This is a genomic window from Streptomyces sp. NPDC051582, from assembly GCF_040681715.1.
GTDB lineage: Bacteria > Actinomycetota > Actinomycetes > Streptomycetales > Streptomycetaceae > Streptomyces.
In genome coordinates this window covers 119,698-142,884 of record NZ_JBFAZJ010000018.1, presented here as the reverse complement: position 1 = coordinate 142,884, position 23,187 = coordinate 119,698, and the positions used below count along the sequence as shown (strand labels likewise).

Annotated in this window: 21 protein-coding genes; 15 read left to right on the top strand and 6 right to left on the bottom strand. The window is 70.0% G+C overall.

The annotated features are described in order from the left end of the window. The first annotated feature begins 241 nt into the window (after positions 1-241). Together AB0M92_RS23590 and AB0M92_RS23585 are read left to right on the top strand one after the other, a co-directional pair. Positions 242-1,039 (top strand): PspA/IM30 family protein, encoded by a 798-nt coding sequence (locus tag AB0M92_RS23590; RefSeq protein ID WP_099893019.1) that lies wholly within the window; start codon positions 242-244, stop codon positions 1,037-1,039. Positions 1,040-1,052: 13 nt separating this feature from the next. Further along, the gene (locus AB0M92_RS23585) at positions 1,053-1,331 is read left to right on the top strand and encodes a hypothetical protein (protein ID WP_366104245.1); all 279 of its coding nucleotides are present in this window, start codon (positions 1,053-1,055) and stop codon (positions 1,329-1,331) included. 91 nt (positions 1,332-1,422) lie between these two features. On the opposite strand, the gene AB0M92_RS23580 is transcribed toward AB0M92_RS23585, so the two are convergent. After that, positions 1,423-2,193 carry a hypothetical protein gene (locus AB0M92_RS23580; protein ID WP_366104244.1) on the bottom strand — a complete coding sequence of 257 codons (771 nt, stop codon included), beginning with the start codon at positions 2,191-2,193 and terminating at the stop codon, positions 1,423-1,425. A gap of 87 nt (positions 2,194-2,280) precedes the next feature. Here AB0M92_RS23580 and AB0M92_RS23575 point away from each other — a divergent pair, with 87 nt between their 5' ends. The 3 genes from AB0M92_RS23575 to AB0M92_RS23565 all read left to right on the top strand — a co-directional run bounded on the left by AB0M92_RS23575 (position 2,281) and on the right by AB0M92_RS23565 (position 7,177). Then, on the top strand, positions 2,281-3,123 hold the full coding sequence (locus AB0M92_RS23575; RefSeq protein ID WP_366104243.1) for an adenosylcobinamide-GDP ribazoletransferase: 843 nt from the start codon (positions 2,281-2,283) through the stop codon (positions 3,121-3,123). A 34-nt stretch (positions 3,124-3,157) separates the two neighbouring features. Continuing rightward, a complete protein-coding gene (locus tag AB0M92_RS23570) occupies positions 3,158-3,856 on the top strand; it encodes a response regulator transcription factor (RefSeq protein WP_366104242.1) in 699 nt (232 codons plus the stop codon). A gap of 177 nt (positions 3,857-4,033) precedes the next feature. Next, complete coding sequence (locus tag AB0M92_RS23565) at positions 4,034-7,177, top strand: efflux RND transporter permease subunit (RefSeq protein ID WP_366104241.1); 3,144 nt, start codon at positions 4,034-4,036, stop codon at positions 7,175-7,177. 75 nt (positions 7,178-7,252) lie between these two features. Here AB0M92_RS23565 and nadA read toward each other — a convergent pair whose 3' ends face one another. Further along, positions 7,253-8,440 (bottom strand): quinolinate synthase NadA, encoded by a 1,188-nt coding sequence (nadA, locus tag AB0M92_RS23560; RefSeq protein WP_366104240.1) that lies wholly within the window; start codon positions 8,438-8,440, stop codon positions 7,253-7,255. A gap of 317 nt (positions 8,441-8,757) precedes the next feature. Here nadA and erpA point away from each other — a divergent pair, with 317 nt between their 5' ends. Next, positions 8,758-9,114, top strand: a complete 357-nt coding sequence (gene erpA / locus AB0M92_RS23555; protein ID WP_030010511.1) for an iron-sulfur cluster insertion protein ErpA — start codon at positions 8,758-8,760, stop codon at positions 9,112-9,114. Between the two features lie 75 nt (positions 9,115-9,189). Here the strand turns inward: erpA and AB0M92_RS23550 are convergent, their stop codons facing one another. Together AB0M92_RS23550 and AB0M92_RS23545 are read right to left on the bottom strand one after the other, a co-directional pair. After that, positions 9,190-10,650 (bottom strand): hypothetical protein, encoded by a 1,461-nt coding sequence (locus AB0M92_RS23550; RefSeq protein WP_366104239.1) that lies wholly within the window; start codon positions 10,648-10,650, stop codon positions 9,190-9,192. 86 nt (positions 10,651-10,736) lie between these two features. Beyond that, positions 10,737-10,943 carry a hypothetical protein gene (locus tag AB0M92_RS23545; protein WP_366104271.1) on the bottom strand — a complete coding sequence of 69 codons (207 nt, stop codon included), beginning with the start codon at positions 10,941-10,943 and terminating at the stop codon, positions 10,737-10,739. 167 nt (positions 10,944-11,110) lie between these two features. Here AB0M92_RS23545 and AB0M92_RS23540 point away from each other — a divergent pair, with 167 nt between their 5' ends. Then, complete coding sequence (locus AB0M92_RS23540) at positions 11,111-12,088, top strand: carbohydrate kinase family protein (protein ID WP_366104238.1); 978 nt, start codon at positions 11,111-11,113, stop codon at positions 12,086-12,088. Between the two features lie 35 nt (positions 12,089-12,123). On the opposite strand, the gene AB0M92_RS23535 is transcribed toward AB0M92_RS23540, so the two are convergent. Next, complete coding sequence (locus tag AB0M92_RS23535) at positions 12,124-13,503, bottom strand: aminotransferase class V-fold PLP-dependent enzyme (protein ID WP_366104237.1); 1,380 nt, start codon at positions 13,501-13,503, stop codon at positions 12,124-12,126. A gap of 283 nt (positions 13,504-13,786) precedes the next feature. Between AB0M92_RS23535 and coxB the strand changes: the two genes are divergently transcribed. The 4 genes from coxB to AB0M92_RS23515 all read left to right on the top strand — a co-directional run bounded on the left by coxB (position 13,787) and on the right by AB0M92_RS23515 (position 18,247). Further along, a complete protein-coding gene (coxB, locus tag AB0M92_RS23530) occupies positions 13,787-14,761 on the top strand; it encodes a cytochrome c oxidase subunit II (RefSeq protein ID WP_366104236.1) in 975 nt (324 codons plus the stop codon). Beyond that, positions 14,758-16,488: a cytochrome c oxidase subunit I gene (ctaD, locus tag AB0M92_RS23525; protein WP_366104235.1), complete on the top strand. Its 1,731-nt coding sequence runs from the start codon at positions 14,758-14,760 to the stop codon at positions 16,486-16,488. The genes coxB and ctaD overlap by 4 nt, the downstream gene beginning before the upstream one ends. Then, positions 16,485-16,883, top strand: coding sequence for a cytochrome c oxidase subunit 4 (locus AB0M92_RS23520; RefSeq protein WP_048476283.1), 399 nt, complete (start codon positions 16,485-16,487; stop codon positions 16,881-16,883). The genes ctaD and AB0M92_RS23520 overlap by 4 nt, the downstream gene beginning before the upstream one ends. Positions 16,884-16,999: 116 nt before the next feature. Continuing rightward, complete coding sequence (locus AB0M92_RS23515) at positions 17,000-18,247, top strand: Ig-like domain-containing protein (protein ID WP_366104234.1); 1,248 nt, start codon at positions 17,000-17,002, stop codon at positions 18,245-18,247. Positions 18,248-18,366: 119 nt separating this feature from the next. On the opposite strand, the gene AB0M92_RS23510 is transcribed toward AB0M92_RS23515, so the two are convergent. Next, positions 18,367-18,768, bottom strand: coding sequence for a hypothetical protein (locus tag AB0M92_RS23510; protein ID WP_366104233.1), 402 nt, complete (start codon positions 18,766-18,768; stop codon positions 18,367-18,369). Between the two features lie 198 nt (positions 18,769-18,966). Here AB0M92_RS23510 and AB0M92_RS23505 point away from each other — a divergent pair, with 198 nt between their 5' ends. The 4 genes from AB0M92_RS23505 to AB0M92_RS23490 all read left to right on the top strand — a co-directional run bounded on the left by AB0M92_RS23505 (position 18,967) and on the right by AB0M92_RS23490 (position 23,153). Continuing rightward, positions 18,967-19,587 carry a heme-copper oxidase subunit III gene (locus tag AB0M92_RS23505; RefSeq protein ID WP_048476286.1) on the top strand — a complete coding sequence of 207 codons (621 nt, stop codon included), beginning with the start codon at positions 18,967-18,969 and terminating at the stop codon, positions 19,585-19,587. A 76-nt stretch (positions 19,588-19,663) separates the two neighbouring features. Then, a complete protein-coding gene (locus AB0M92_RS23500) occupies positions 19,664-20,473 on the top strand; it encodes a c-type cytochrome (protein WP_366104232.1) in 810 nt (269 codons plus the stop codon). Further along, complete coding sequence (locus AB0M92_RS23495; RefSeq protein WP_366104231.1) at positions 20,470-21,528, top strand: Rieske 2Fe-2S domain-containing protein; 1,059 nt, start codon at positions 20,470-20,472, stop codon at positions 21,526-21,528. Before AB0M92_RS23500 ends, AB0M92_RS23495 begins: the two co-directional genes overlap by 4 nt. Next, on the top strand, positions 21,525-23,153 hold the full coding sequence (locus tag AB0M92_RS23490) for a cytochrome bc complex cytochrome b subunit (RefSeq protein WP_366104230.1): 1,629 nt from the start codon (positions 21,525-21,527) through the stop codon (positions 23,151-23,153). The genes AB0M92_RS23495 and AB0M92_RS23490 overlap by 4 nt, the downstream gene beginning before the upstream one ends. The last annotated feature ends 34 nt before the right edge of the window (positions 23,154-23,187 follow it).

Sequence of the window (23,187 nt, the reverse complement as noted above, 5' to 3'; positions counted from 1 at the left end):
GTACCCCACTCTGCCGGGGAACGATCCGGCAACGGCGGGCGTCTTCCCTGTGCAGGGTTCTTGCGGCGGGCGCGCTCGGGGGAGCACCTACTCCCTACGCCTGACAAGGGCAGGGGTGGAGTCGTCCTGGAGGAGGAGCGCATCCGCACAGGAACAGTGCGGTAATGGAGACAGGGCCCGTACTGTGGGTTCTGTCGGTGACCTGGAGCACAGTCCGTCTAGAAGGGGGCGCGCGAAGCCCATGAGCGGTGTCATGAAGCGTATGGGGATGATCTTCCGCGCGAAGGCGAACAAGGCCCTGGACCGGGCCGAGGACCCGCGCGAGACCCTCGACTACTCGTACCAGAAGCAGCTGGAGCTGCTGCAGAAGGTGCGCCGCGGCGTCGCCGACGTGGCGACCTCCCGCAAGCGCCTGGAGCTGCAGCTCAACCAGCTCCAGGGCCAGTCCGCCAAGCTGGAGGACCAGGGCCGCAAGGCGCTCGCGCTGGGCCGCGAGGACCTGGCCCGCGAGGCGCTGTCGCGGCGCGCCTCGCTCCAGCAGCAGGTCAGCGACCTGGAGGTGCAGCACCAGACCCTCCAGGGCGAGGAGGAGAAGCTGACGCTCGCCGCGCAGCGCCTGCAGGCCAAGGTGGACGCCTTCCGTACGAAGAAGGAGACCATCAAGGCCACGTACACGGCGGCGCAGGCCCAGACCCGGATCGCGGAGTCCTTCTCCGGCATCTCGGAGGAGATGAGCGACGTCGGCCTGGCCATCCAGCGGGCCGAGGACAAGACGGCCCAGCTCCAGGCGCGCGCCGGAGCGATCGACGAGCTGCTGGCCTCCGGCGCCCTCGACGACCAGAGCGGCCTCGGCTCCAAGGACGACATCCAGGCCGAGCTGGACCGCCTCTCGGGCGGTACGGACGTGGAGCTGGAGCTCCAGCGGATGAAGGCGGAGCTGGCCGGCGGCCCGTCGGCGCAGCAGCAGGCCATCGAGGGCGGCGCCCAGGGCAACGCCCAGCAGTCCCCCCAGACCCAGCACCGCTTCGACAAGCAGTAGGACGGGGCCCGTCATGATTGTCCGCATCATGGGGGAAGGTCAGGTGGAGGTGGCCGACAGCCACTTCGCCGAGCTCAACAAGCTGGACGACGACCTGCTCGCGGAGATGGAGGGCGGCGACGAGGAGGGCTTCCGGCGGACGCTGGGCGCGCTGCTCGACGCCGTACGGCGGCTGGGCTCGCCGCTGCCGGACGACGCCCTGGAGCCGTCCGAGCTGATCCTCCCCGCGCCGGACGCCTCGCTCGTCGAGGTCAGGGAGATGCTGAGCGACGACGGGCTGATCCCGGGCTGAGCGCCGGCGGCAGTACACGCGCGTGACGGCGCCCGGCCCGTCCCCTTCGCGGGGGCGGGCCGGGCGCCGTCGTGTCCCCCCCGGCGTCCCGTCAGTGCTTCGTCGACTTCGAGACCGGTGCCCGCTCCGGGTCCGGGGTGCCGCCGATGAAGTTCTCGAACTTGCGGCGCGGGGCCGCCCAGCGCCGGTCGTGGCGGAAGGCGCGCAGTCTGGCCCTGGCGCGGGCCCGCGGACGCTTGGCGTAGAACCTCTTCGCGTACGGGGAGCCGGGCCGGGCCAGCCGGACCGCCCCGATCAGCGCCACGAACGGGATGACCGTGCCGAAGAACGCGGTGCGGGCCTTGCCCTTCCACAGGGCGATCAGGGCCAGGAAGAAGTTGGTGGCGGTGTTCATGATGATGAGGCCGCGGCTCTGGCGCTCCTCGGAGGTCAGGTCGTTGACGCCGAAGGGCAGGAACCCGCCCAGCACCAGCGCCACCAGCGCGGCCGTCAGCACCACGATCTCCACGCTCTTGCGGCCCTGCTCGCTCCAGTAGACGTCGTCGAGGTGCAGGATCAGCGCGAACTCGTCCAGCACCAGGCCCGCGCCCAGTCCGAAGACCACGGCGGAGAGCATGGCGCCGAACCCGTGCCGGCCGCTGCCGACCGCCCCGAACCCGCCGATGATCACGAGGATGACGCCGGGCACCACGTGGTGGACGTGCACGCCGCCCGGGGTGATGTTCTTGAACGGGCCCCGTCCCGCCCGGATCAGCCGGGTGATCACGCGGGTGATCAGGAACGACAGGACGAAGGACAGCAGGGCGAGGAGCAGCGGCAGTTTGCCCGGCTCGACGATGTTCCGGTACCACCAGTGACCCATACCGCCGGCTCCCCTGTCGTGGCAGCTCCCGATTTTTCCCGTATGCGGCAATTTACCGCCCGCGGCGAGCAGGTAGCGTTCGCGCCGATGAAAGATTCGTTCGATGACCAGCCCTGCGAGCCGCCCGAGCCGCCGCTGACGCCGCCCGACGAGGGCGCCTCGCTGCGCGACGGAGTGCGCTTCGCGTTCGGCACGCTCACCGTGCTGCCCGCCCGCATCACCCGCTGGGACCGGCCCGCGGCCCGTACCGGCATGGCCTGCGCCCCGCTCGCCGGGCTCGTCGTGGGCGTACTCGCGGCCGTGCCCGGGGTGCTGCTGCTGGTGCTGGGGGGCGGTCCGCTGCTCGCGGCGGCCGTCACCGTCGCCGTACCGGCCGCCCTGACGCGCGGGCTGCACCTCGACGGGCTCGCCGACACCGCCGACGGGCTGGGCAGCGCCAAGCCCGCCGAGGCGGCGCTGCGGATCATGAAGCAGTCCGACATCGGCCCCTTCGGCGTGGTGGCGCTGCTGTTGGTGCTGCTGGTCCAGGCCGGGGCGCTGGCGGACCTCTACGCGGAGAGCTGGGTCCACGGAGCCCTCGCGACGGTCATCGCCGCCGTCACCGCCCGGCTGGCCATGACGCTGGCCGCCCGCGACGGCGTACCGCCGGCCCGCCCCGAGGGGCTGGGCGCGGCGGTCGCCGGGGTGCTCCCCACGGGCTCGGCCGCCTGGATCGCCGTACTGGTGGCCGCCTCGGCCGGGGCCGCCGCCCTCCCGGTGGGGCCGGGCGCCGCCGTCCAGTGCGCGGGCGCGGTCCTGATCGCCCTGGGGGCGGCGGAGTCCCTGCTCCGCCGGTGCGTACGCCGCTTCGACGGGGTCACCGGCGACGTGTTCGGCGCCCTCGCCGAAGTCGCGGCGACCACGGCCCTCGTGGTCCTGGCCCTGGGCTGACCGCCCGGGGGCGCATCCGCGTAGGGTGCGGGGCGTGGAAGAGACGCCGACGACCATCAGGGTGCTGCTCGCCGACGACCAGGCACTGCTGCGCAGTGCGTTCAAGGTGCTGGTCGACTCCGAGCCCGACATGGAGGTGGTCGCAGAGGCCTCCGACGGCGCCCAGGCCTGCGCGCTCGCCCGCGAGACGCGGCCCGACGTGGTCCTCATGGACATCCGGATGCCCGGCACCGACGGGCTCGCCGCCACCCGCATGATCAGCGCCGACCCCGAGCTCGCCGCCGTCCGCGTCGTCATGCTGACGACCTTCGAGGTCGACGAGTACGTCGTGCAGTCCCTGCGGGCCGGCGCCTCCGGCTTCCTCGGCAAGGGCGCCGAGCCGGACGAGCTCCTCAACGCCATCCGCGTCGCCGCCGCCGGCGAGGCGCTCCTGTCCCCGGCCGCCACCAAAGGGCTCATCGCCACCTTCCTCGCCCAGGGCGGCGGAGCCGACCCCGGAGCCCCCGCCGCGCACGCCGAACGGCTCGCCGCGCTGACCGTCCGCGAGCGCGAGGTCCTCGTCCACGTCGCCGCGGGCCTGTCCAACGACGGGATCGCCGGCCGGCTCGAAGTCAGCCCGCTCACCGTCAAGACCCACGTGAACCGGGCCATGGCCAAGCTGGGTGCCCGCGACCGGGCCCAACTGGTGGTCATCGCCTACGAATCGGGCCTGGTCCGACCCCGGGTCGACTGAGGGAGCACGGCCGGCGGGCCGGGCGGTGGAGTACGGCCGCGTACTGCGGACGCGGTATGCGGCACATAAAGACGCGGCACCTGGGAGCGACGCAGCGCCGCCCCCGCGTACGAAAGGCTGAAGGCCCGCGGCCTTCAGGCCCAGCCCCGCGCACGCCACTGCAGAGAGATCCCACCCATGTCCTGGCTGTCCCGCTTCAGCCTGGCCCAGAGAGCGCTGATCGGCCTCGTGTCGATCACCGCACTGCTCTTCGGCGCCATAGCCATCCCGCAGCTCAAGCAGCAGCTGCTGCCGTCCATCGAACTGCCGATGGTGTCCGTGCTCGCCCCTTACCAGGGCGCCTCGCCCGACGTGGTGGAGAAGCAGGTCATCGAACCGATCGAGGCCACCCTCAAGGGCGTCGACGGCATCACCGGCATCACCTCCACCGCCAGCGAGGGCAACGCCCTCATCATGGCCTCGTTCGACTACGGCGACAGCGGCACCAAGCAGCTCGTCGCCGACGTCCAGCAGGCCGTGAACCGGGCCCGCGTGCGGCTGCCCGCCGAGGTGGACCCGCAGGTCGTGGCCGGCTCCACCGACGACATCCCGACCGTCGTCCTCGCCGTCACCTCGGACAAGGACCAGCAGGCCCTCGCCGACCAGCTCAGCCGCTCCGTCGTCCCCGTCCTGGAGGACATCGAGGGCGTCGGCCAGGTCAGCGTCGACGGGGTCCAGGACCTCCAGGTGGCCGTCACCCCCGACAACGCCAAGCTGGCGGCGGCGGGCCTCGACGGCGCCGCGCTCGCGCAGGCCCTCCAGGCGGGCGGCGCGACCGTCCCCGCCGGCTCCTTCGACGAGGCCGGCAAGAACCGGACCGTCCGCGTCGGCGGCGGCTACACCTCCCTCGCCCAGCTCCAGGAACTGCGCCTCGGCGGCGGCTCCGGCAAGCCGGCCGTGCGCCTGGCCGACGTCGCCACCGTCACGCAGGAGCCCGCCAAGGCCGTCTCCCTGACCCGGACCAACGGCAAGCCCAGCCTCGCCCTCGTCCTCACCATGGACAAGGACGGCAGCGCCGTCGCGATCTCCGACGCCGTCCGGGACAAGCTGCCCGAGCTGCGCTCCGCGCTCGGCGCCGGCGCCGAGCTGACCGTCGTCAGCGATCAGGGCCCGCCCGTCGCCAAGTCCATCTCCAGCCTCACCACCGAGGGCCTGCTCGGCCTGCTCTTCGCGGTGCTCGTGATCCTGGTCTTCCTGGCCTCGCTGCGCTCGACGCTGGTCACCGCGGTCTCCATCCCGCTGTCCGTGGTCCTCGCGCTGATCGTGCTGTGGACCCGCGACCTCTCGCTCAACATGCTGACCCTGGGCGCCCTCACCATCGCCATCGGCCGCGTCGTCGACGACTCGATCGTGGTCCTGGAGAACATCAAGCGCCACCTCGGCTACGGCGAGGAGCGCGAGGCCGCCATCATCGCCGCGGTCAAGGAGGTCGCCGGCGCGGTCACCTCCTCCACGCTCACCACCGTCGCCGTCTTCCTGCCGATCGCCTTCGTCGGCGGCATGGTCGGCGAGTTCTTCGGCCCGTTCTCCCTCACCGTCACCGCGGCCCTGCTGGCCTCGCTGATCGTCTCCCTGACGGTCGTACCGGTGCTCTCGTACTGGTTCCTGCGCGCGCCCGAGGGCGTGGCGGCGGGGGACCCCGAGAGCGCGGCGAAGGCGCGGCGCGAGGCCGAGGAGAAGGAGGCCAAGAGCCGCCTCCAGGGCTTCTACGTACGGGCCCTGGGCCTGGTCACGCGGCGCCGGATCGCCACCCTCGTCGTCGCGGTCGTCGTCCTCATCGCCACCTTCGGGATGGCCCCGCTGCTCAAGACCAACTTCTTCGACCAGGGGGAGCAGAGCGTCCTGACGGTCAAGCAGCAGCTGCCCCCGGGCACCTCGCTGGCCGCCTCCGACGAGGCGAGCCGCAAGGTCGAGAAGGCCCTGACCGAGGTCAAGGGCGTCAAGGACTACCAGGTCACCGTAGGCTCCTCCGGCTTCCTGGCCGCCTTCGGCGGCGGTACGGGCTCCAACCAGGCCTCGTACCAGGTCACCCTGGAGGACTCCGGAGACTCCGAGGGCGTCAAGCAGCGCATCGAGGACGCCCTCGGCAAGCTCGACGGCATCGGCGACACCGCGATCTCGGCGGGCGGCGGCTTCGGCAGCCAGAACCTGAGCGTCGTCGTCAAGGCCGGCCAGGCGGACGTCCTCGCCAAGGCCGCCGAGCAGGTCCGGGCCGAGGTGGCCACGCTCGACGACGTCACCGACGTGCAGAGCGACCTCTCCCAGTCCGTCCCCCGGATCTCGGTGACCGCGACCCCGAAGGCCGCCGAAGCGGGCCTGAACCAGGCCGCCCTCGGCGCGATCGTCGCCCAGGCGGTACGGGGCACCCCGGCGGGCAAGGCCGTACTGGACGGCACCGAGCGGGACATCGTCATCAAGTCCGCGCACCCGGCCACCACCCTGGCCGAGCTCCAGGCGCTCCCGGTCGGCCCGGTCAAGCTCGGCGACGTGGCCGAGGTCAAGGAGGTCCCCGGCCCGGTCTCGATGACCCGGATCGACGGCGCCCGCGCCGCGACCGTCACCGCGAAGCCGGTCGGCGACAACACCGGCGCGATCGGCGCCGAGCTCCAGACGAAGATCAAGGCACTGGACCTGCCCGAGGGGGCCACGGCCACCATCGGCGGCGTCTCCTCGGACCAGGACGACGCGTTCGCCTCCCTGGGCCTGGCCATGCTCGCGGCCGTCGCGATCGTGTTCATGCTGCTGGTGGCCACGTTCCGGTCGCTGATCCAGCCGCTGGTCCTGCTGGTCTCGATCCCGTTCGCGGCGACGGGCGCACTCGGCCTGCTCCTGGTGACCGGTACCCCGCTGGGCGTCCCGGCGATGATCGGCATGCTGATGCTCATCGGCATCGTCGTGACCAACGCGATCGTGCTGATCGACCTGGTCAACCAGTACCGGGCCCAGGGCCTCGGCGTGGTCGAAGCCGTCATCGAGGGCGGCCGGCACCGGCTGCGCCCGATCCTCATGACGGCCCTCGCGACGATCTTCGCGCTGCTCCCGATGGCGCTCGGCGTCACCGGCGGGGGCGGGTTCATCTCGCAGCCGCTCGCGGTGGTGGTGATCGGGGGCCTGGTCAGCTCGACCCTGCTGACCCTGCTCCTGGTGCCGACGCTCTACACGATGATCGAGCTCCGCAAGGAGCGCCGCCGCGCGAAGCGCGAGGCCAGGCGCACGGCCCGCCTCACGGTGGTCCCGACCCCGGACGAGTCCTCCGACGAGGAGTCCCCGGTCCGGGTCTGACGTACGGTCCGGCAGACGCCGAAGGGCCGCTCCCCCGAACGAGGGGGCGGCCCTTCGGCGTACGGCGGGGGAAGGCTACGGGAGGGCGAGCATGCGCTCCAGGGCCAGCTTCGCGAAGCTCTCCGTCTCCTTGTCGACCTGGATCTGGTTGACGAGGTTGCCCTCTGCCAGGGACTCCAGGGTCCACACCAGGTGGGGGAGGTCGATGCGGTTCATCGTCGAGCAGAAGCAGACCGTCTTGTCGAGGAAGACGACCTCCTTGTCCTGCGCGGCGAAGCGGTTCGCCAGACGGCGGACGAGGTTCAGCTCGGTGCCGATGGCCCACTTGGAGCCGGCCGGGGCCGCCTCCAGCGCCTTGATGATGTACTCCGTCGAGCCGACGTAGTCCGCGGCCGCCACGACCTCGTGCTTGCACTCGGGGTGGACGAGGACGTTCACGCCGGGGATGCGGGCGCGCACGTCGTTGACCGAGTCGACCGAGAACCGGCCGTGCACCGAGCAGTGCCCGCGCCACAGGATCATCTTGGCGTCGCGCAGCTGCTGGGCGGTCAGGCCGCCGTTCGGCTTGTGCGGGTTGTAGAGCACGCAGTCGTCCAGGGACATGCCCATGTCGCGGACGGCGGTGTTGCGGCCCAGGTGCTGGTCCGGCAGGAAGAGCACCTTCTCGCCCTGCTCGAAGGCCCACTCCAGGGCCTTCTTCGCGTTGGACGAGGTGCAGATCGTGCCGCCGTGCTTGCCGGTGAACGCCTTGATGTCGGCGGAGGAGTTCATGTACGAGACGGGGACCGTCGCACCGGCTATGCCGGCCTCGGTCAGCACGTCCCAGCACTCGGCGACCTGCTCGGCGGTGGCCATGTCGGCCATCGAGCAGCCGGCGGCCAGGTCCGGCAGGACGACCTTCTGGTCGTCCGAGGTCAGGATGTCCGCGGACTCCGCCATGAAGTGGACGCCGCAGAAGACGATGTACTCGGCCTCCGGCTTGGCGGCCGCGTCCTTGGCCAGCTTGAAGGAGTCGCCGGTGACGTCGGCGAACTCGATCACCTCGTCACGCTGGTAGTGGTGGCCGAGGATGAAGACCTTGTCCCCGAGCTTCTCCTTGGCCGCGCGGGCGCGCGCGACCAGGTCCGGGTCCGACGGCGACGGCAGGTCGCCGGGGCACTCCACCCCGCGCTCGCTCTTGGGGTCGGCCTCGCGGCCGAGCAGCAGCAGGGCGAGGGGCGTCGGCTGGACGTCCAAAGGCTGGGCGGTGGTCACGACACGCACCCTTTCTGTTCCGCGACAAGGGACTTCCGAAGCGGGGCTTCTGAAGCAGAATTCGACTTCTCGTCTATTTGACGTTATCTATCATAGCTCCTTCACGTCACTTTGACGATGCCGATAGTGTCGATGTGACGAATTCGCCCGTGACGAAGCACCGGGTCCGTCAGGTCCACCTCCGCGCGACGGTGTGCGAGCATGGAAATCTGAAACATGCGTCGGGTCCGGAATGAATCCGCGGCCCCGCTCGTTGCCATCGACGGCAAGAGTCCGACGTTTCCCTGCCTTGGGTGGGGAGCCGCCCACTTCGGGAGTGAATGCAGATGTCCGTACAGGACGACAAGACCACTGTGAGCGACGGCATCCTCCTGTCCGACGCCGCCGCCGAGAAGGTCAGGACCCTGCTGGAGCAGGAAGGCCGCGATGACCTGGCGCTCCGCGTCGCCGTCCAGCCCGGCGGCTGCTCCGGCCTGCGCTACCAGCTCTTCTTCGACGAGCGCTCCCTCGACGGCGATGTCGTCAAGGACTTCGACGGCGTGAAGGTCGTCACGGACCGGATGAGCTCCCCGTACCTGCACGGTGCCTCGATCGACTTCGTCGACACCATCGAGAAGCAGGGCTTCACGATCGACAACCCCAACGCCACCGGCTCCTGCGCCTGCGGCGACTCCTTCAGCTAAGCCGGAAGCGAGTACGGACACACGGGAGGCCCCCGGCGCCATCGGCGCCGGGGGCCTCCCGCCGTGCGGGCCGGGTCACTGCCGGGGGAGCGGCTTGCCCGACGTCGCGTCGATCACCTTGCGCTCGCCCAGCGGCTGCTGGAGCGTCGCCGACACCGTCATGTCCTGGGCGATCATGATGCAGGACCGCCCCGGCTCGTTCGGGGTGTCCGTGATCCGCACCGTCACCGATCCCGCCTCCTCCCGGGCCTCCAGCGCGTACGTGCTGCACGCTCCGCCCCAGAAGTTCACGGTCAGCTTCCGGTCGGCCTGCTGGTACGAGAAGCCCGGCACGGTCCGCCCGCCCTTGGGGGCCGACGGCGTCCCCGCGGCGTCCTCGCCGGCCGGCTGGACCACGGTGCGGCCGGGCCCGCCGCCGCTCCCCGCCACCTCGAAGAGCCAGGCCGGGACCAGCCCGCGCGCCCCTTCCACGGTCCCCGGGGCCAGCCCGAGCACCGCGCCCTTCACGGTCTCGGTCCGCGGCGGCTTCATCGGCCGCGGCTCCGGGTTGCAGGGCGGCGTGTCCCCGGGACCGACCGGGTTGTCCGGGGACAGCGGGACCGCGCTCGCGCAGCCGCTGGGCCCGGGGTCCGTACCGCCGGATCCGGCCGAGGCCCGGTTCAGCCGGGCCAGCGCCTCCACGGCCCCGACCACCGGCTGCTCCGCCGCGCGCACGGGCGCCTTCAGCTCGCCGCTGCCCGCCACGACCCGGGAGTCCCCGCCCACGCTGATCTTCGTGGTCCAGCCCTGGGTGGGCAGCCCGTCGATCACCGGGTCCGCCGTCACCACGCGTACGGAGCCCTGGGCGAGCCGGGCGTCCAGCTTGGCCCCGCCCTGGCCGAGCGCCGCGAGCACCGGGGCGGCGGCGGCCTTGGCGGCCTCCTCGCTCACCGGAGTGCCGCCCTTGGCGTCCGCGGCGCCGTTGCCCTCCGCCTGGGGGAGGGTGGCCGGGCCGCAGGTGTCCTTGCCGCGCTTGCAGTCGTCGCCGGCGCCGCCGGTGCCCTGGCCGCCCGTCCCCTGGAAGCGGGAGAAGTTCCACGTCCCGGGGGCCTTGTGGTTCACCGTGAGCCGGGGTCCGGAACCGTCGCCGCCCTCCCCGGCCTGCCAGGTCTCCCCGGTCAGCCGGGGAGTCCCCGGGAGGCCGAGGGCCGTCGCGAGGCGGGCCGCCTCCTCCGCGCTCACCTCGCCGGTCGCGGCGAAGGACGGCGCGGTCGCCGCGGGTGCGTCGGGCAGCTTCACGTCGGCCCGGTACGTCACCCCGCCGCCGTGCGGGTCCGGCTCGCCGGGGGCGATGCCCGGCCCGGAGGGGCTCGGCGCCACGCGGGGCGCCGAGGCCGCGCTGTCACCCGTACGGCCTGGCTCGCCGTCGCCGGAGGCCGCAGCCGCCCAGTACGCCGTACCGCCGCCCGCGATCAGGACGGCGGCCGCGATCGAGCCGATGGCCCAGGCCGGCCGCCGCCGTGTGCCGCGTGATGTGTCGGGTTGTTCGCTGGTCACCGCTTGCTCCTTCGCCCTCGCCGCAGTGGCTGACGGGGCTGTGACGGATGAGGCGGCGAACCGGTTCCCCCGGTCCCCGTATTCGGCTAGTCCCCGTACGCGGCCGTCGAGGCGATCAGGCGGGCCGAGGCCGGCGGGACGCTGATCCCGTGGATCTGCGAGGGCGCCACCCGGTCCGGCCGGGGGTCGGCCACGACCGCCCAGTGCGGGGCCATCCTGGCGCAGTCGCCCAGCAGCCGCGCGAAGCCGGGCCGCGTGCCGTCGGCGCCCTTCTCGGCGCTTTCCTTGGCCATGCCCGCGTACCCGAAACCATCGGTGTAGGTCATGGGGGCACGGTAGGCACGGCGCGGCGGGCGAAGAAAGACCTACTACGGGGTAGTTTCGTGCGGTCGGCGGCCCGGGCGGCGACCGGGTAGTTTTGACTGTCACCCTCGCCGTCCTCCGCAGGAGCGTCCACGCCGTGCGTATCGCAGTCACCGGCTCCATCGCCACCGACCACCTCATGACCTTCCCCGGCCGCTTCGCCGACCAGCTGGTCGCGGACCAGCTGCACACGGTCTCCCTCTCCTTCCTCGTCGACAACCTCGACGTGCGCCGGGGCGGCGTCGGCCCGAACATCTGCTTCGGCATGGGCCAGCTCGGCACCCGCCCGATCCTGGTCGGCGCGGCCGGGTACGACTTCGACGAGTACCGCGCGTGGCTGGAGCGGCACGGCGTCGACACCGACTCGGTGCGCATCTCCGAGGTGCTGCACACCGCGCGCTTCGTGTGCACCACGGACGCCGACCACAACCAGATCGGCTCCTTCTACACGGGCGCGATGAGCGAGGCCCGCCTGATCGAGCTGAAGGCGGTCGCGGACCGGGTGGGCGGGCTCGACCTCGTCCTCATCGGCGCCGACGACCCCGAGGCGATGCTGCGCCACACGGAGGAGTGCCGCACGCGCGGGATCCCGTTCGCGGCGGACTTCTCGCAGCAGATCGCCCGGATGGACGGCGAGAACATCCGCACCCTGATGGAGGGCGCGACGTACCTCTTCTCGAACGAGTACGAGAAGGGCCTGATCGAGTCGAAGTCCGGCTGGACGGACGCGGAGATCCTGGCCGAGGTCGGCACGCGCGTGACCACCCTGGGCTCGCGGGGCGTGCGGATCGACCGGGTCGGCGAGGAGCCGATCGTGGTCGGCTGCCCGGACGAGACGGCGAAGGTGGACCCGACGGGCGTCGGCGACGCGTTCCGCGCGGGCTTCCTCACCGGCCTCGGCTGGGGCGTGGGCCTGGAGCGGGCGGCGCAGGTCGGCTGCATGCTGGCCACGCTCGTGATCGAGACGCTGGGCACGCAGGAGTACACCCTGGCCCGCGCCCACTTCATGGAGCGCTTCACCAAGGCGTACGGCGAGGACGCGGCCGCCGAGGTCCGCGCCCACCTGGCGGCGTAACCCCCACGCGCACCGGACGCCGGCGGGCCCGGGACTCAGACCCGCCGGCGGACCGTGTACGCGACCCCCGCCGCGCGCGGGGCTTCGCCGACGTACGCGTGCCCGCGCATCGTGCACCAGGCCGGGATGTCCAGGCGGGCCACCTCGTCGTCCGAGAGGACGGTGACGGTGCCGCCGACCGGGACCGAGGTGATCGCGCGGGCCAGCTCGATCACCGGCTGGGGGCAGCGCAGGCCCAGCGCGTCGATCTCCAGCGCGTCCGACACCGGCGCCGCGGCGACCGGTTCGACCACGCCGAGCGTGGCGCGGACCCCCGCCACCACCCCCGGCAGGACCTCCAGGAAGCCGTTCACCTCCTGCGCCGTCGTCCCCGGCGGCAGGGAGACCCGTACGTTCCCCTCCGACAGCACGCCCATGGCCCGGAGCACATGACTCGGGGTCAGCGTGGAGCTGGTGCAGGAGGAGCCGGAGGAGACGGAGTAGCCCGCCCGGTCCAGCTCGTGCAGCAGCGTCTCGCCGTCGACGTACAGGCAGGAGAACGTGACCAGGTGCGGCAGCCGCCGCTCCGGGTCCCCGACCACCTCCACGTCCGGCACCAGCCGGGCCACGCGCCGCCGGACGCGGTCCACCAGGATCCGCAGCCGGGCCGCCTCCGCCTCGGCCTCGGCCCGCACCGCCCGCAGCGAGGCGGCCGCCGCCACGACGGCCGGCAGGTTCACGAAGCCGGGGGAGCGGCCCGACTCCCTTTCGTCCGCGGGGAATCGGGGAGAGAAGCGGACCCCCTTGCGGACGGCCAGCAGCCCGACTCCCGGCGGACCGCCCCATTTGTGCGCGCTGGCGGTCAGCACCGACCAGCCGCCCTCCACCGGGCCCCAGCCCAGCGACTGCGCCGCGTCCACCAGCAGCGGCACCCCGGCCGCCGCGCAGACCTCGGCCACCTCCGCCACCGGCTGGACGGTGCCCACCTCGTGGTTGGCCGACTGGAGGCAGGCCAGGGCCGTCGACGGGTCGAGTGCGCAGGCGTATCCGGACGGGGACACCGCGCCCGCGCGGTCCACCGGCACCCGGGTCACGGTCCCCCCGGCGGCCTCGTGCGCGTCCGCCGCGTGGAGTACAGAACTGTGTTCGACCGCCGATACGACCAGATGACCGCCGACACGCCGGCGCCCGGCGAGCGCCCCCGCGACCCCCGTGTGAACCGCGTGCGTCCCCGAAGGAGTGAACACGAGCTCGTCGGGCCGACAGCCCACGGCCTCCGCCGCCGCCTCGCGCGCCGCGTCGAGCAGCAGCCGGGCGCGCCGGCCTTCCCGGTAGAGCCGGGCGGGATCCGCCCAGCCCTCGTCGAGGGAGGCCTGCAACGCCTGCCGGGCCACGGGGTGCAGGGGAGCGGCGGACGCGGTGTCGAAGTACGGCATCGGGCCACGCTAACCGGCGGGCGGGACCCTTCGAGGTCAGGGGCCGTCAGATGCCCTCCGGAGGCCGCCATTCAGGGGGTGTTGGGCCGTCCCCCGTACGGCGGATCCATCCCTTCGGGGGCAGTAGCGGCGCGTTGGGCACCCTCCCCGCGCGACCCCAAATAGCGTCCAGTAGGGTTTGGTCCGCATAAACATCCAAACCCCTGCCTGCGTCAGGGCCGGCGACCGACCCGAATACGGCCGCGGCCGGCCGCGCGGGCCGAGACTCTCGGGAAGGCGCTACGTGAGTCCCTACGGCTCCGACCGCTCGCCGCGGCGCCCGATGCGGCGGAAGCTGCTGCAGGCGCTGACTGCGGGCGCGGTCCTGGCGACCGCCACTGGTTGCTCGTACAACTGGCAAGACTTCCCCCGGCTCGGAATGCCCTATCCGGTCACGGAGGAGGCGCCTCGCATCCTGTCCCTGTGGCAGGGGTCGTGGGCAGCTGCCCTCATCACGGGCATCCTGGTCTGGGGCCTGATCATCTGGAGCGTCATCTTCCACCGGCGCAGCCGGACGAAGGTGGAGGTCCCCCCGCAGACCCGGTACAACATGCCCATCGAGGCGCTGTACACCGTGGTCCCGCTCATCATCGTCTCGGTGCTCTTCTACTTCACCGCGCGTGACGAGTCGAAGCTGCTCGCCCTCACCCCCAAGCCGGCGCACACGATCAACGTGATCGGCTTCCAGTGGAGCTGGGGCTTCAACTACGTCGAGAACGTCGACGCAGATGCGGCGACCCCGAAGGCCGGTGAGGTCCCCAAGGAGCTCGCCAACATCCCGGACCGCTTCACCAAGGAATTCCCCGCGGGCGCCGAGGGCGTCTACGAGAAGGGCGTTCCCAACGACCGGAACCCGGAGACGGGCAACCCGGGGCCGACCCTCTGGCTGCCCAAGGGCGAGAAGGTCCGCTTCATCCTGTCGTCGAACGACGTCATCCACTCCTTCTGGGTGGTCCCCTTCCTGTTCAAGCAGGACGTGATCCCGGGCCACACCAACGTGTTCGAGGTCACCCCCTCCGAAGAGGGCGTCTTCGTGGGCAAGTGCGCCGAGCTCTGCGGCGTCGACCACTCCCGGATGCTCTTCAACGTCAAGGTCGTCTCGCCCGAGGCCTACCGGGCGCACCTCAAGGAACTGGCCGAGAAGGGGCAGACCGGCTTCCTCCCGGCCGGCATCAAGCAGACTGACCCGGCCCGGAATGCGGAGACGAACAAACTGTGAGCATCCTCAACGAACCTCAGGGTGCCGCCGCCGACTCGTATGAAAACGAGCTGCCGGTGCGGCGCAAGCAGCCGGGCAATGTCGTCGTGAAGTGGCTGACCACTACCGACCACAAGACCATCGGCACGATGTACCTGGTCACCTCGTTCGTGTTCTTCATCATCGGCGGTCTGCTGGCGCTCCTCATGCGCGCCGAGCTGGCTCGTCCGGGTACGCAGATCATGTCGAACGAGCAGTTCAACCAGGCGTTCACCATGCATGGCACGATCATGCTGCTGATGTTCGCCACCCCGCTCTTCGCGGGCTTCGCGAACTGGATCATGCCGCTGCAGATCGGCGCGCCCGACGTGGCGTTCCCGCGGCTGAACATGTTCGCGTACTGGCTGTACGTCTTCGGCTCGACCATCGCGGTGGCCGGCTTCGTGACGCCGAACGGCGCCGCCGACTTCGGCTGGTTCGCCTACTCCCCGCTGTCGGACGCGGTCCGCTCGCCGGGCATCGGCGCCGACATGTGGATCATGGGTCTGGCCTTCTCCGGCTTCGGCACGATCCTCGGCTCGGTCAACTTCATCACCACGATCATCTGCATGCGCGCTCCGGGCATGACGATGTTCCGCATGCCGATCTTCACCTGGAACGTGCTGCTGACCGGTGTCCTGGTCCTGCTCGCCTTCCCGGTCCTGGCCGCCGCGCTCTTCGCGCTGGAGGCCGACCGCAAGTTCGGCGCCCACGTATTCGACGCCTCAAACGGCGGAGCATTGCTCTGGCAACACCTCTTCTGGTTCTTCGGACACCCAGAGGTGTACATCATCGCCCTGCCGTTCTTCGGAATCGTCTCCGAGATCATCCCGGTCTTCTCCCGCAAGCCGATGTTCGGTTACATCGGTCTGATCGGTGCGACGATCGCGATCGCGGGCCTCTCCGTGACCGTGTGGGCCCACCACATGTACGTCACCGGCGGTGTGCTGCTGCCGTTCTTCTCCTTCATGACCTTCCTGATCGCGGTACCGACCGGTGTGAAGTTCTTCAACTGGATCGGCACCATGTGGAAGGGCTCGCTGTCCTTCGAGACCCCGATGCTCTGGACGATCGGCTTCCTGGTCACCTTCACCTTCGGTGGTCTGACCGGCGTCATCCTGGCCTCGCCCCCGATGGACTTCCACGTCTCCGACTCGTACTTCGTCGTCGCGCACTTCCACTACGTCGTCTTCGGCACCGTGGTGTTCGCGATGTTCGCCGGCTTCCACTTCTGGTGGCCGAAGTTCACGGGCAAGATGCTGGACGAGCGCCTCGGCAAGATCACCTTCTGGACGCTGTTCATCGGCTTCCACGGCACGTTCCTGGTGCAGCACTGGCTGGGCGCCGAGGGCATGCCGCGCCGTTACGCGGACTACCTCGCGGCCGACGGTTTCACCGCCCTGAACACGATCTCGACGATCAGCTCGTTCCTGCTGGGCATGTCGATGCTGCCGTTCATGTACAACGTCTGGAAGACGGCGAAGTACGGCAAGAAGGTCGAGGTCGACGACCCGTGGGGCTACGGCCGTTCGCTGGAGTGGGCGACGTCCTGCCCGCCGCCGCGGCACAACTTCCTCACCCTGCCGCGGATCCGTTCCGAATCCCCGGCGTTCGACCTTCACCACCCTGAGATCGCGGCCCTCGACCACCTTGAGGACCACAGCGTGGCCCCCAAGGCCGTCGCGGGTGGCAAGGAGGCCGGCAAGTGAAGATCCAGGGCAAGATGTTCCTCTGGCTCTCCTTCTTCATCCTGATCATGGCCGTCGTGTACGGCGTGTGGTCGAAGGAGCCCGTCGGAACCACCGCGCTCTTCCTGGCCTTCGGCCTGAGCGTCATGATCGGCTACTACCTGGCCTTCACGGCCAAGCGCGTGGACGAGATGGCCCAGGACAACCTGGAGGCCGACGTCGCCGACGAGGCGGGCGAGCTGGGGTTCTTCTCCCCGCACAGCTGGCAGCCGCTCTCGCTGGCCATCGGCGGTGCGTTCGCGTTCCTGGGCGTCGTCTTCGGCTGGTGGCTCATGTACTTCTCGGCCCCGATCATCCTGATCGGCCTGTGGGGCTGGGTGTACGAGTACTACCGCGGTGAGAACCAGAACCAGTAGGACCGCAGCAGCAGGACAAGACCTGGGGCCCGGACACCTCCGATGGAGGAGTCCGGGCCCCTCGTTTGCAGTCACCCCGCGCGCAGTAATGGTCATACCTTCATAGCGTGGGCTCCATGAAGCACTCACCGCGTCTTCGGACGGTACTCAGCTGCTCCGTGCTGGTGGCGTCCCTGGGGGCCGGCGCCACCGCTTGCGGGCCCGGAGACAACCCGCTGTCTGTCCGCCCGTACGACGCGGGCGACCAGGTCGTCTTCAACCAGCCGCCCGGCGGACGGCCCGTCGACCCCGAGAAGCCCCTGGAGATCACCGCCAAGGGCACCGGCGGCAGCCGGATCACCGACGTGTCCGCCGTGGACGCCCAGGGCCGCCGTCTCGCGGGCGAGCTGAGCGCCAAGGGCGACCGCTGGCACAGCACCGCCCCGATGGCCGCCGGCGTCCATTACACGGTCCTGGTGAACACCGAGGACGAGCGGGGCGCTCCGGGGCAGCGCAGGCTGACGTTCGAGACCACTCCGGCCGAGAAGGTCCTCAAGGTCGAATTCGGCCCGGACGAGGGCAAGTACGGCGTCGGACAGCCCCTTACGGCCGTACTCAACGAGCCCGTCACGGACAAGGCGGCCCGGGCGATCGTGGAGCGGGGCCTGGTCGTCAGCACGCCGCCGGGCGTCGAGGGCGCCTGGCACTGGGTGGACGACAAGAACCTGCACTTCCGCCCGAAGGATTACTGGCCCGCGCACTCCACCGTCTCCGTACGGAGCAATCTGGAGGGCATCAAGATCAACGATGAGCTCCACGGGGCCGCCGCCACGCCGTTGACGCTGGAGATCGGCGACCGGGTCGAGGTCACCACCGACGCGTCCTCGCACTACCTGACGTTCGAGCGCAACGGAGAAGTGATCAACACCATTCCGGTGACCACCGGAAAGCCCGGCTTCTCCACCCGCAACGGGGTCAAGGTGGTGCTCGGCAAGCAGTACTTCGTCCAGATGCGCGGCGACACCGTCGGCATCGGCGGCAGCGAGTACTACAACCTGCCCGTCTACTACGCGACCCGTGTCACCTGGAGTGGTGAATACGTGCACGCCGCACCGTGGTCCGTGGACTCGCAGGGCTCCGAGAACGTCAGCCACGGCTGCACCGGCATGAGCACGGGCAACGCCGCCTGGTTCTACGAGAACATCACCGAGGGCGACATCGTCCGGGTGGTCAACAGTATCGGCGACGACATGGAGCCCTTCGGCAACGGCTTCGGCGACTGGAACCTGGACTGGAAGGAGTGGCGCGACGGCAGCGCCCTCCTCAAGGGCACCCAGGAAGGCCGCAGTCCGATCGACCAGGCCCGGCTGCGCCCGCAGGTCTGAGCCCTCCGGGCCCCCGCCCCGGGGCCGGGAGGGCCCGTACGGCCCGTACGGCCCGCTGCCGGCGCGCCGGAGTCCCCACGGACTCCCGGCGCGTCGGCGGCCTTCGTGCGCGACGCCCCCTATGCCGCCGACGACAGCCGGGAACGCACCAGGCCCGCCAGGGCGTCCGCGAACTGCACCGGATCGACCGGCAGGGTCACCGCGGCGTCCGCGCGGCTCCAGGTGGCCAGCCAGGCGTCCTGCGGACGCCCCATCAGGAGCAGGACCGGCGGGCACCGGAAGATCTCGTCCTTGATCTGGCGGCAGACGCCCATGCCGCCCGCCGGGACCGCCTCGCCGTCCAGCACGCACACGTCGATCCCGCCCGCGTCCAGCTCGCTCAGGACGGCCGGGAGGGTGGCGCATTCCACGAACTCGACCGGCGGCAGGTCCGCGGCCGGCCTGCGCCCGGCCGCCAGCCGCACCTGCTCGCGGGTGCCCGCGTCGTCGCTGTAGACCAGAACCCGTGCAGTCGACCGCATTTCGTTCCTCCACGGTGCCGTGAATCACGTTGATGTTGCGCGGGATGCTACTCCGTCCGACCCGGTGTCAACATCGGTTCGGACAGCCTCGCCGTCGAAGGTCACGGGCCGATCTGATGGGCCGTTCGGGCCTTGCACACGCCCCTGACACTCCGAACGGCACCCCCCGGGGTGAGGGCGGGATAAGCGACCGACATAATGTCGGTCGTGGCGACAGCAACGACAGTAGATACCGGGCACGCGCACCCGACGGTCAACCGGCCGAACCTCGTCAGCGTCGGAACCATCATCTGGTTGAGTTCCGAGCTGATGTTCTTCGCGGCCCTCTTCGCGATGTACTTCACCCTGCGATCCGTGACAGGTGCCGAGTACTGGACAGAGCAGGCTTCGGCCTTGAATCTGCCCTTCTCGGCGACGAACACGACGATCCTGGTGCTTTCCTCCCTCACCTGCCAGCTCGGCGTATTCGCCGCGGAGCGCGGTGACGTGAAGAAGCTCCGGTCGTGGTTCATGATCACATTCGTCATGGGTGCGATCTTCATTGGCGGCCAGGTGTTCGAGTACACCGAGCTGGTCAAGCACGAGGGCATGTCTCTCAAGTCAGGTCCGTACGGCTCGGTGTTCTACCTGACCACCGGCTTCCACGGTCTGCACGTGACGGGCGGTCTCATCGCCTTCCTGCTGGTCCTCGGCCGGACGTACGCGGCCAAGAGGTTCACCCACGAACAGGCCACGTCGGCCATCGTCGTGTCCTACTACTGGCACTTCGTCGATGTCGTCTGGATCGGCCTCTTCGCGACGATCTACCTGATCAAGTAGCGAACACGTCACCGGGCCAGACCCGGCACTCCATCCAGAAACACCGACGCAGAAGATCCTGACACCGGGGTAATCCGTGAAAAAGCTCTCCGCACGACGACGCCATCCGCTGGCGGCGGTCGTCGTTCTACTCCTCGCGCTGGCGGCCACTGGGGGGCTGTACGCCGCCTTCGCCCCCGCGGGCAAGGCGCAGGCCGATGAAACCGCCCAGTCCCTCGCCATCGAGGAGGGCAAGAAGCTCTACGCCGTGGGCTGCGCAAGCTGCCACGGAACCGGCGGTCAGGGTTCCACTGACGGCCCCAGCCTGGTCGGCGTCGGCTCCGCGGCCGTCGACTTCCAGGTGAGCACGGGCCGCATGCCCGCCCAGCAGCCCGGCGTGCAGGTGCCGAAGAAGCCGGTCATCTACGACCAGGCGCAGATCGACCAGCTCGCCGCGTACATCGGCTCTCTCGGCGCCGGCCCCATCGTGCCGACCGAGAAGCAGTACGACCCGGCGGGCGCCAACATCGCCAGGGGTGGTGAGCTCTTCCGCAACAACTGCGCGCAGTGCCACAACTTCACCGGCGAAGGCGGCGCGCTGACGAACGGCAAGTACGCCCCGAACCTTGAGGGCGTCGAGCCGAAGCACATCTACGAGGCCATGCTCACCGGCCCGCAGAACATGCCCTCCTTCCCGGACAGCACCATGCCGACGAAGGAGAAGAAGGACATCATCGCGTACCTCCAGCACGTCAACGGCGATAAGTCGACCAGCCCCGGTGGTCTCAAGCTCGGTGGCCTCGGCCCCGTCTCCGAGGGTCTGTTCGGCTGGATCTTCGGCCTGGGTGCGCTGATCGCTGTCGCCGTCTGGGTCGCGGCCCACACCGCTAAGGCCAAGAAGTCATGAGTAGCCAAGACATTCCCGAAGAGAAGCACCTGCCGAGCGAGCAGGGCGACGCGCACCACGGTGGCGTAGCAGTCGCGGACGATCCGTTCGCCGACCCGGGCCTGCCGGTCCACAAGCCCCGTATCCAGGACATCGACGAGCGGGCCGCGAAGCGCTCCGAGCGCACCGTGGCGATGCTGTTCACGCTGTCGATGCTGGCCACGATCGGCTTCATCGCCTCGTACGTGACCCTCCCGGTCGACAAGATCGTCTACATCTTCCCGATCGGGAAGGTGAGCGCGCTGAACTTCGCGCTCGGTCTGACCCTGGGCACGGCCCTCTTCTGCATCGGAGCGGGCGCGGTCCACTGGGCCCGCACCCTGATGTCCGACGTTGAGGTCGCCGACGAGCGCCACGAGATCGCGGCGCCGCCGGAGCTCAAGGCGAAGGTCATGCAGGACTTCGCGGACGGCGCGCAGGAGTCGGGCATCGCCCGCCGCCCGCTGATCCGCAACACCATGCTGGGCGCGCTGTCGATGCTGCCGCTGTCCGCTCTCATGATCATGCGCGACCTGGGCCCGCTGCCCGAGGAGAAGCTGCGCAAGACCGTGTGGAGCAGGGGCAAGCTGCTCATCAACGACAACACGAACGAGCCGCTGCGTCCCGAGGACGTGCTGGTCGGTTCGCTGACCTTCGCCAGGCCCGAGGGCCTGGAGGAGGAGCAGCACGACTTCCAGACGCAGATCGCCAAGGCCGCCCTGATGATCGTCCGCATCAAGCCGGAGGACATCAAGGACAAGCAGGAACTTGAGTGGTCCCACGAGGGCATCGTGGCCTACTCGAAGATCTGCACCCACGTCGGCTGCCCGATCAGCCTGTACGAGCAGCAGACCCACCACGTGCTCTGCCCGTGCCACCAGTCCACCTTCGACCTCTCCGACGGCGCCCGAGTCATCTTCGGTCCGGCCGGCCACGCGCTTCCGCAGCTGCGGATCGGCGTGAACGGTGAAGGCTTCCTCGAAGCGCTCGGCGACTTCGAAGAGCCCGTCGGTCCTGCATTCTGGGAGCGCGGATGAGCACTGCCACCGACACGAAGCGCCCGGCGCCCTCCAAGGGCGAACGGGTGGCCGACTGGGCCGACGGACGTCTGGGCATCTACAGCCTGGCCAAGTCCAACATGCGCAAGATCTTCCCGGACCACTGGTCCTTCATGCTGGGTGAGATCTGCCTCTACAGCTTCATCATCATCATCCTCACGGGTGTGTACCTGACGCTGTTCTTCCACCCGAGCATGAACGAGGTCGTGTACCACGGCTCGTACGTGCCGATGCAGGGCGTCCAGATGTCCGAGGCCTTCGCCTCGACGCTGGACATCAGCTTCGACGTCCGCGGTGGTCTGCTGATCCGTCAGATCCACCACTGGGCGGCGCTGATCTTCGTCGCGGCGATGCTCGTGCACATGATGCGCGTGTTCTTCACCGGCGCGTTCCGCAAGCCGCGCGAGGTCAACTGGATCTTCGGCTTCCTGCTGCTGGTCCTCGGCATGTTCACCGGTTTCACCGGTTACTCCCTGCCGGACGACCTGCTCTCGGGCACCGGTGTCCGCTTCATGGAGGGCGCGATCCTGTCCGTGCCGATCGTCGGCACGTACCTGTCGTTCTTCCTCTTCGGCGGCGAGTTCCCCGGCGGCGACTTCGTCGCGCGGTTCTACTCGATCCACATCCTGCTGCTGCCCGGCATCATGATGGGCCTGCTGGTGGCCCACCTGATCCTGGTCTTCTACCACAAGCACACCCAGTTCGCGGGTCCCGGCAAGACGAACAACAACGTCGTCGGCATGCCGCTGCTGCCGGTCTACATGGCCAAGGCCGGAGGCTTCTTCTTCCTGGTCTTCGGTGTCATCGCGGCCATCGCGGCGATCGCCTCGATCAACCCGATCTGGGCGCTCGGCCCCTACCGGCCGGACCACGTGTCCACCGGCGCGCAGCCCGACTGGTACATGGGCTTCTCCGAGGGCCTCATCCGTGCCATGCCCGGCTGGGAGATCAACCTCTGGGGCCACACGCTCGTCCTGGGCGTGTTCATCCCGCTGGTGATCTTCCCGCTGGTGCTGGCCGCGATCGCGGTGTACCCGTTCATCGAGTCCTGGGTCACCGGGGACAAGCGCGAGCACCACATCCTGGACCGCCCGCGCAACGTCCCGACCCGTACGGGCTTCGGTGTGGCCTGGCTGACGTGGTACGTCATCCTGCTGATCGCCGGTGGAAACGACATGTTCGCGCAGTACTTCCACCTGTCGATCAACAACATCACGTGGTTCGCCCGCATCGGCTTCTTCGTCGGTCCGGTCATCGCGTTCGTCATCACCAAGCGGATCTGCCTCGGCCTCCAGCGCCGGGACCGGGACAAGGTGCTGCACGGTCGCGAGACCGGCATCATCAAGCGCCTGCCGCACGGTGAGTTCGTCGAGGTCCACGAGCCGCTGACGCAGGGCAAGCTGCACACGCTGACCGCGCACGAGCAGTACAAGCCGGTCGAGATCGGCCCGACGGTCGACGAGAACGGCGTCGAGCGCAAGGTCGGCCGCATGGAGAAGCTCCGCGCGAAGCTCAGCAAGGGCTACTACGCGGAGAACAGCCAGATTCCGAAGCCCACGGTGGAGGAGTACAAGGAGATCCAGAGCGGCCACGGCCACCACTGATCCCAGCTTGAGGGACTGATTCAGGTCAGTCCCC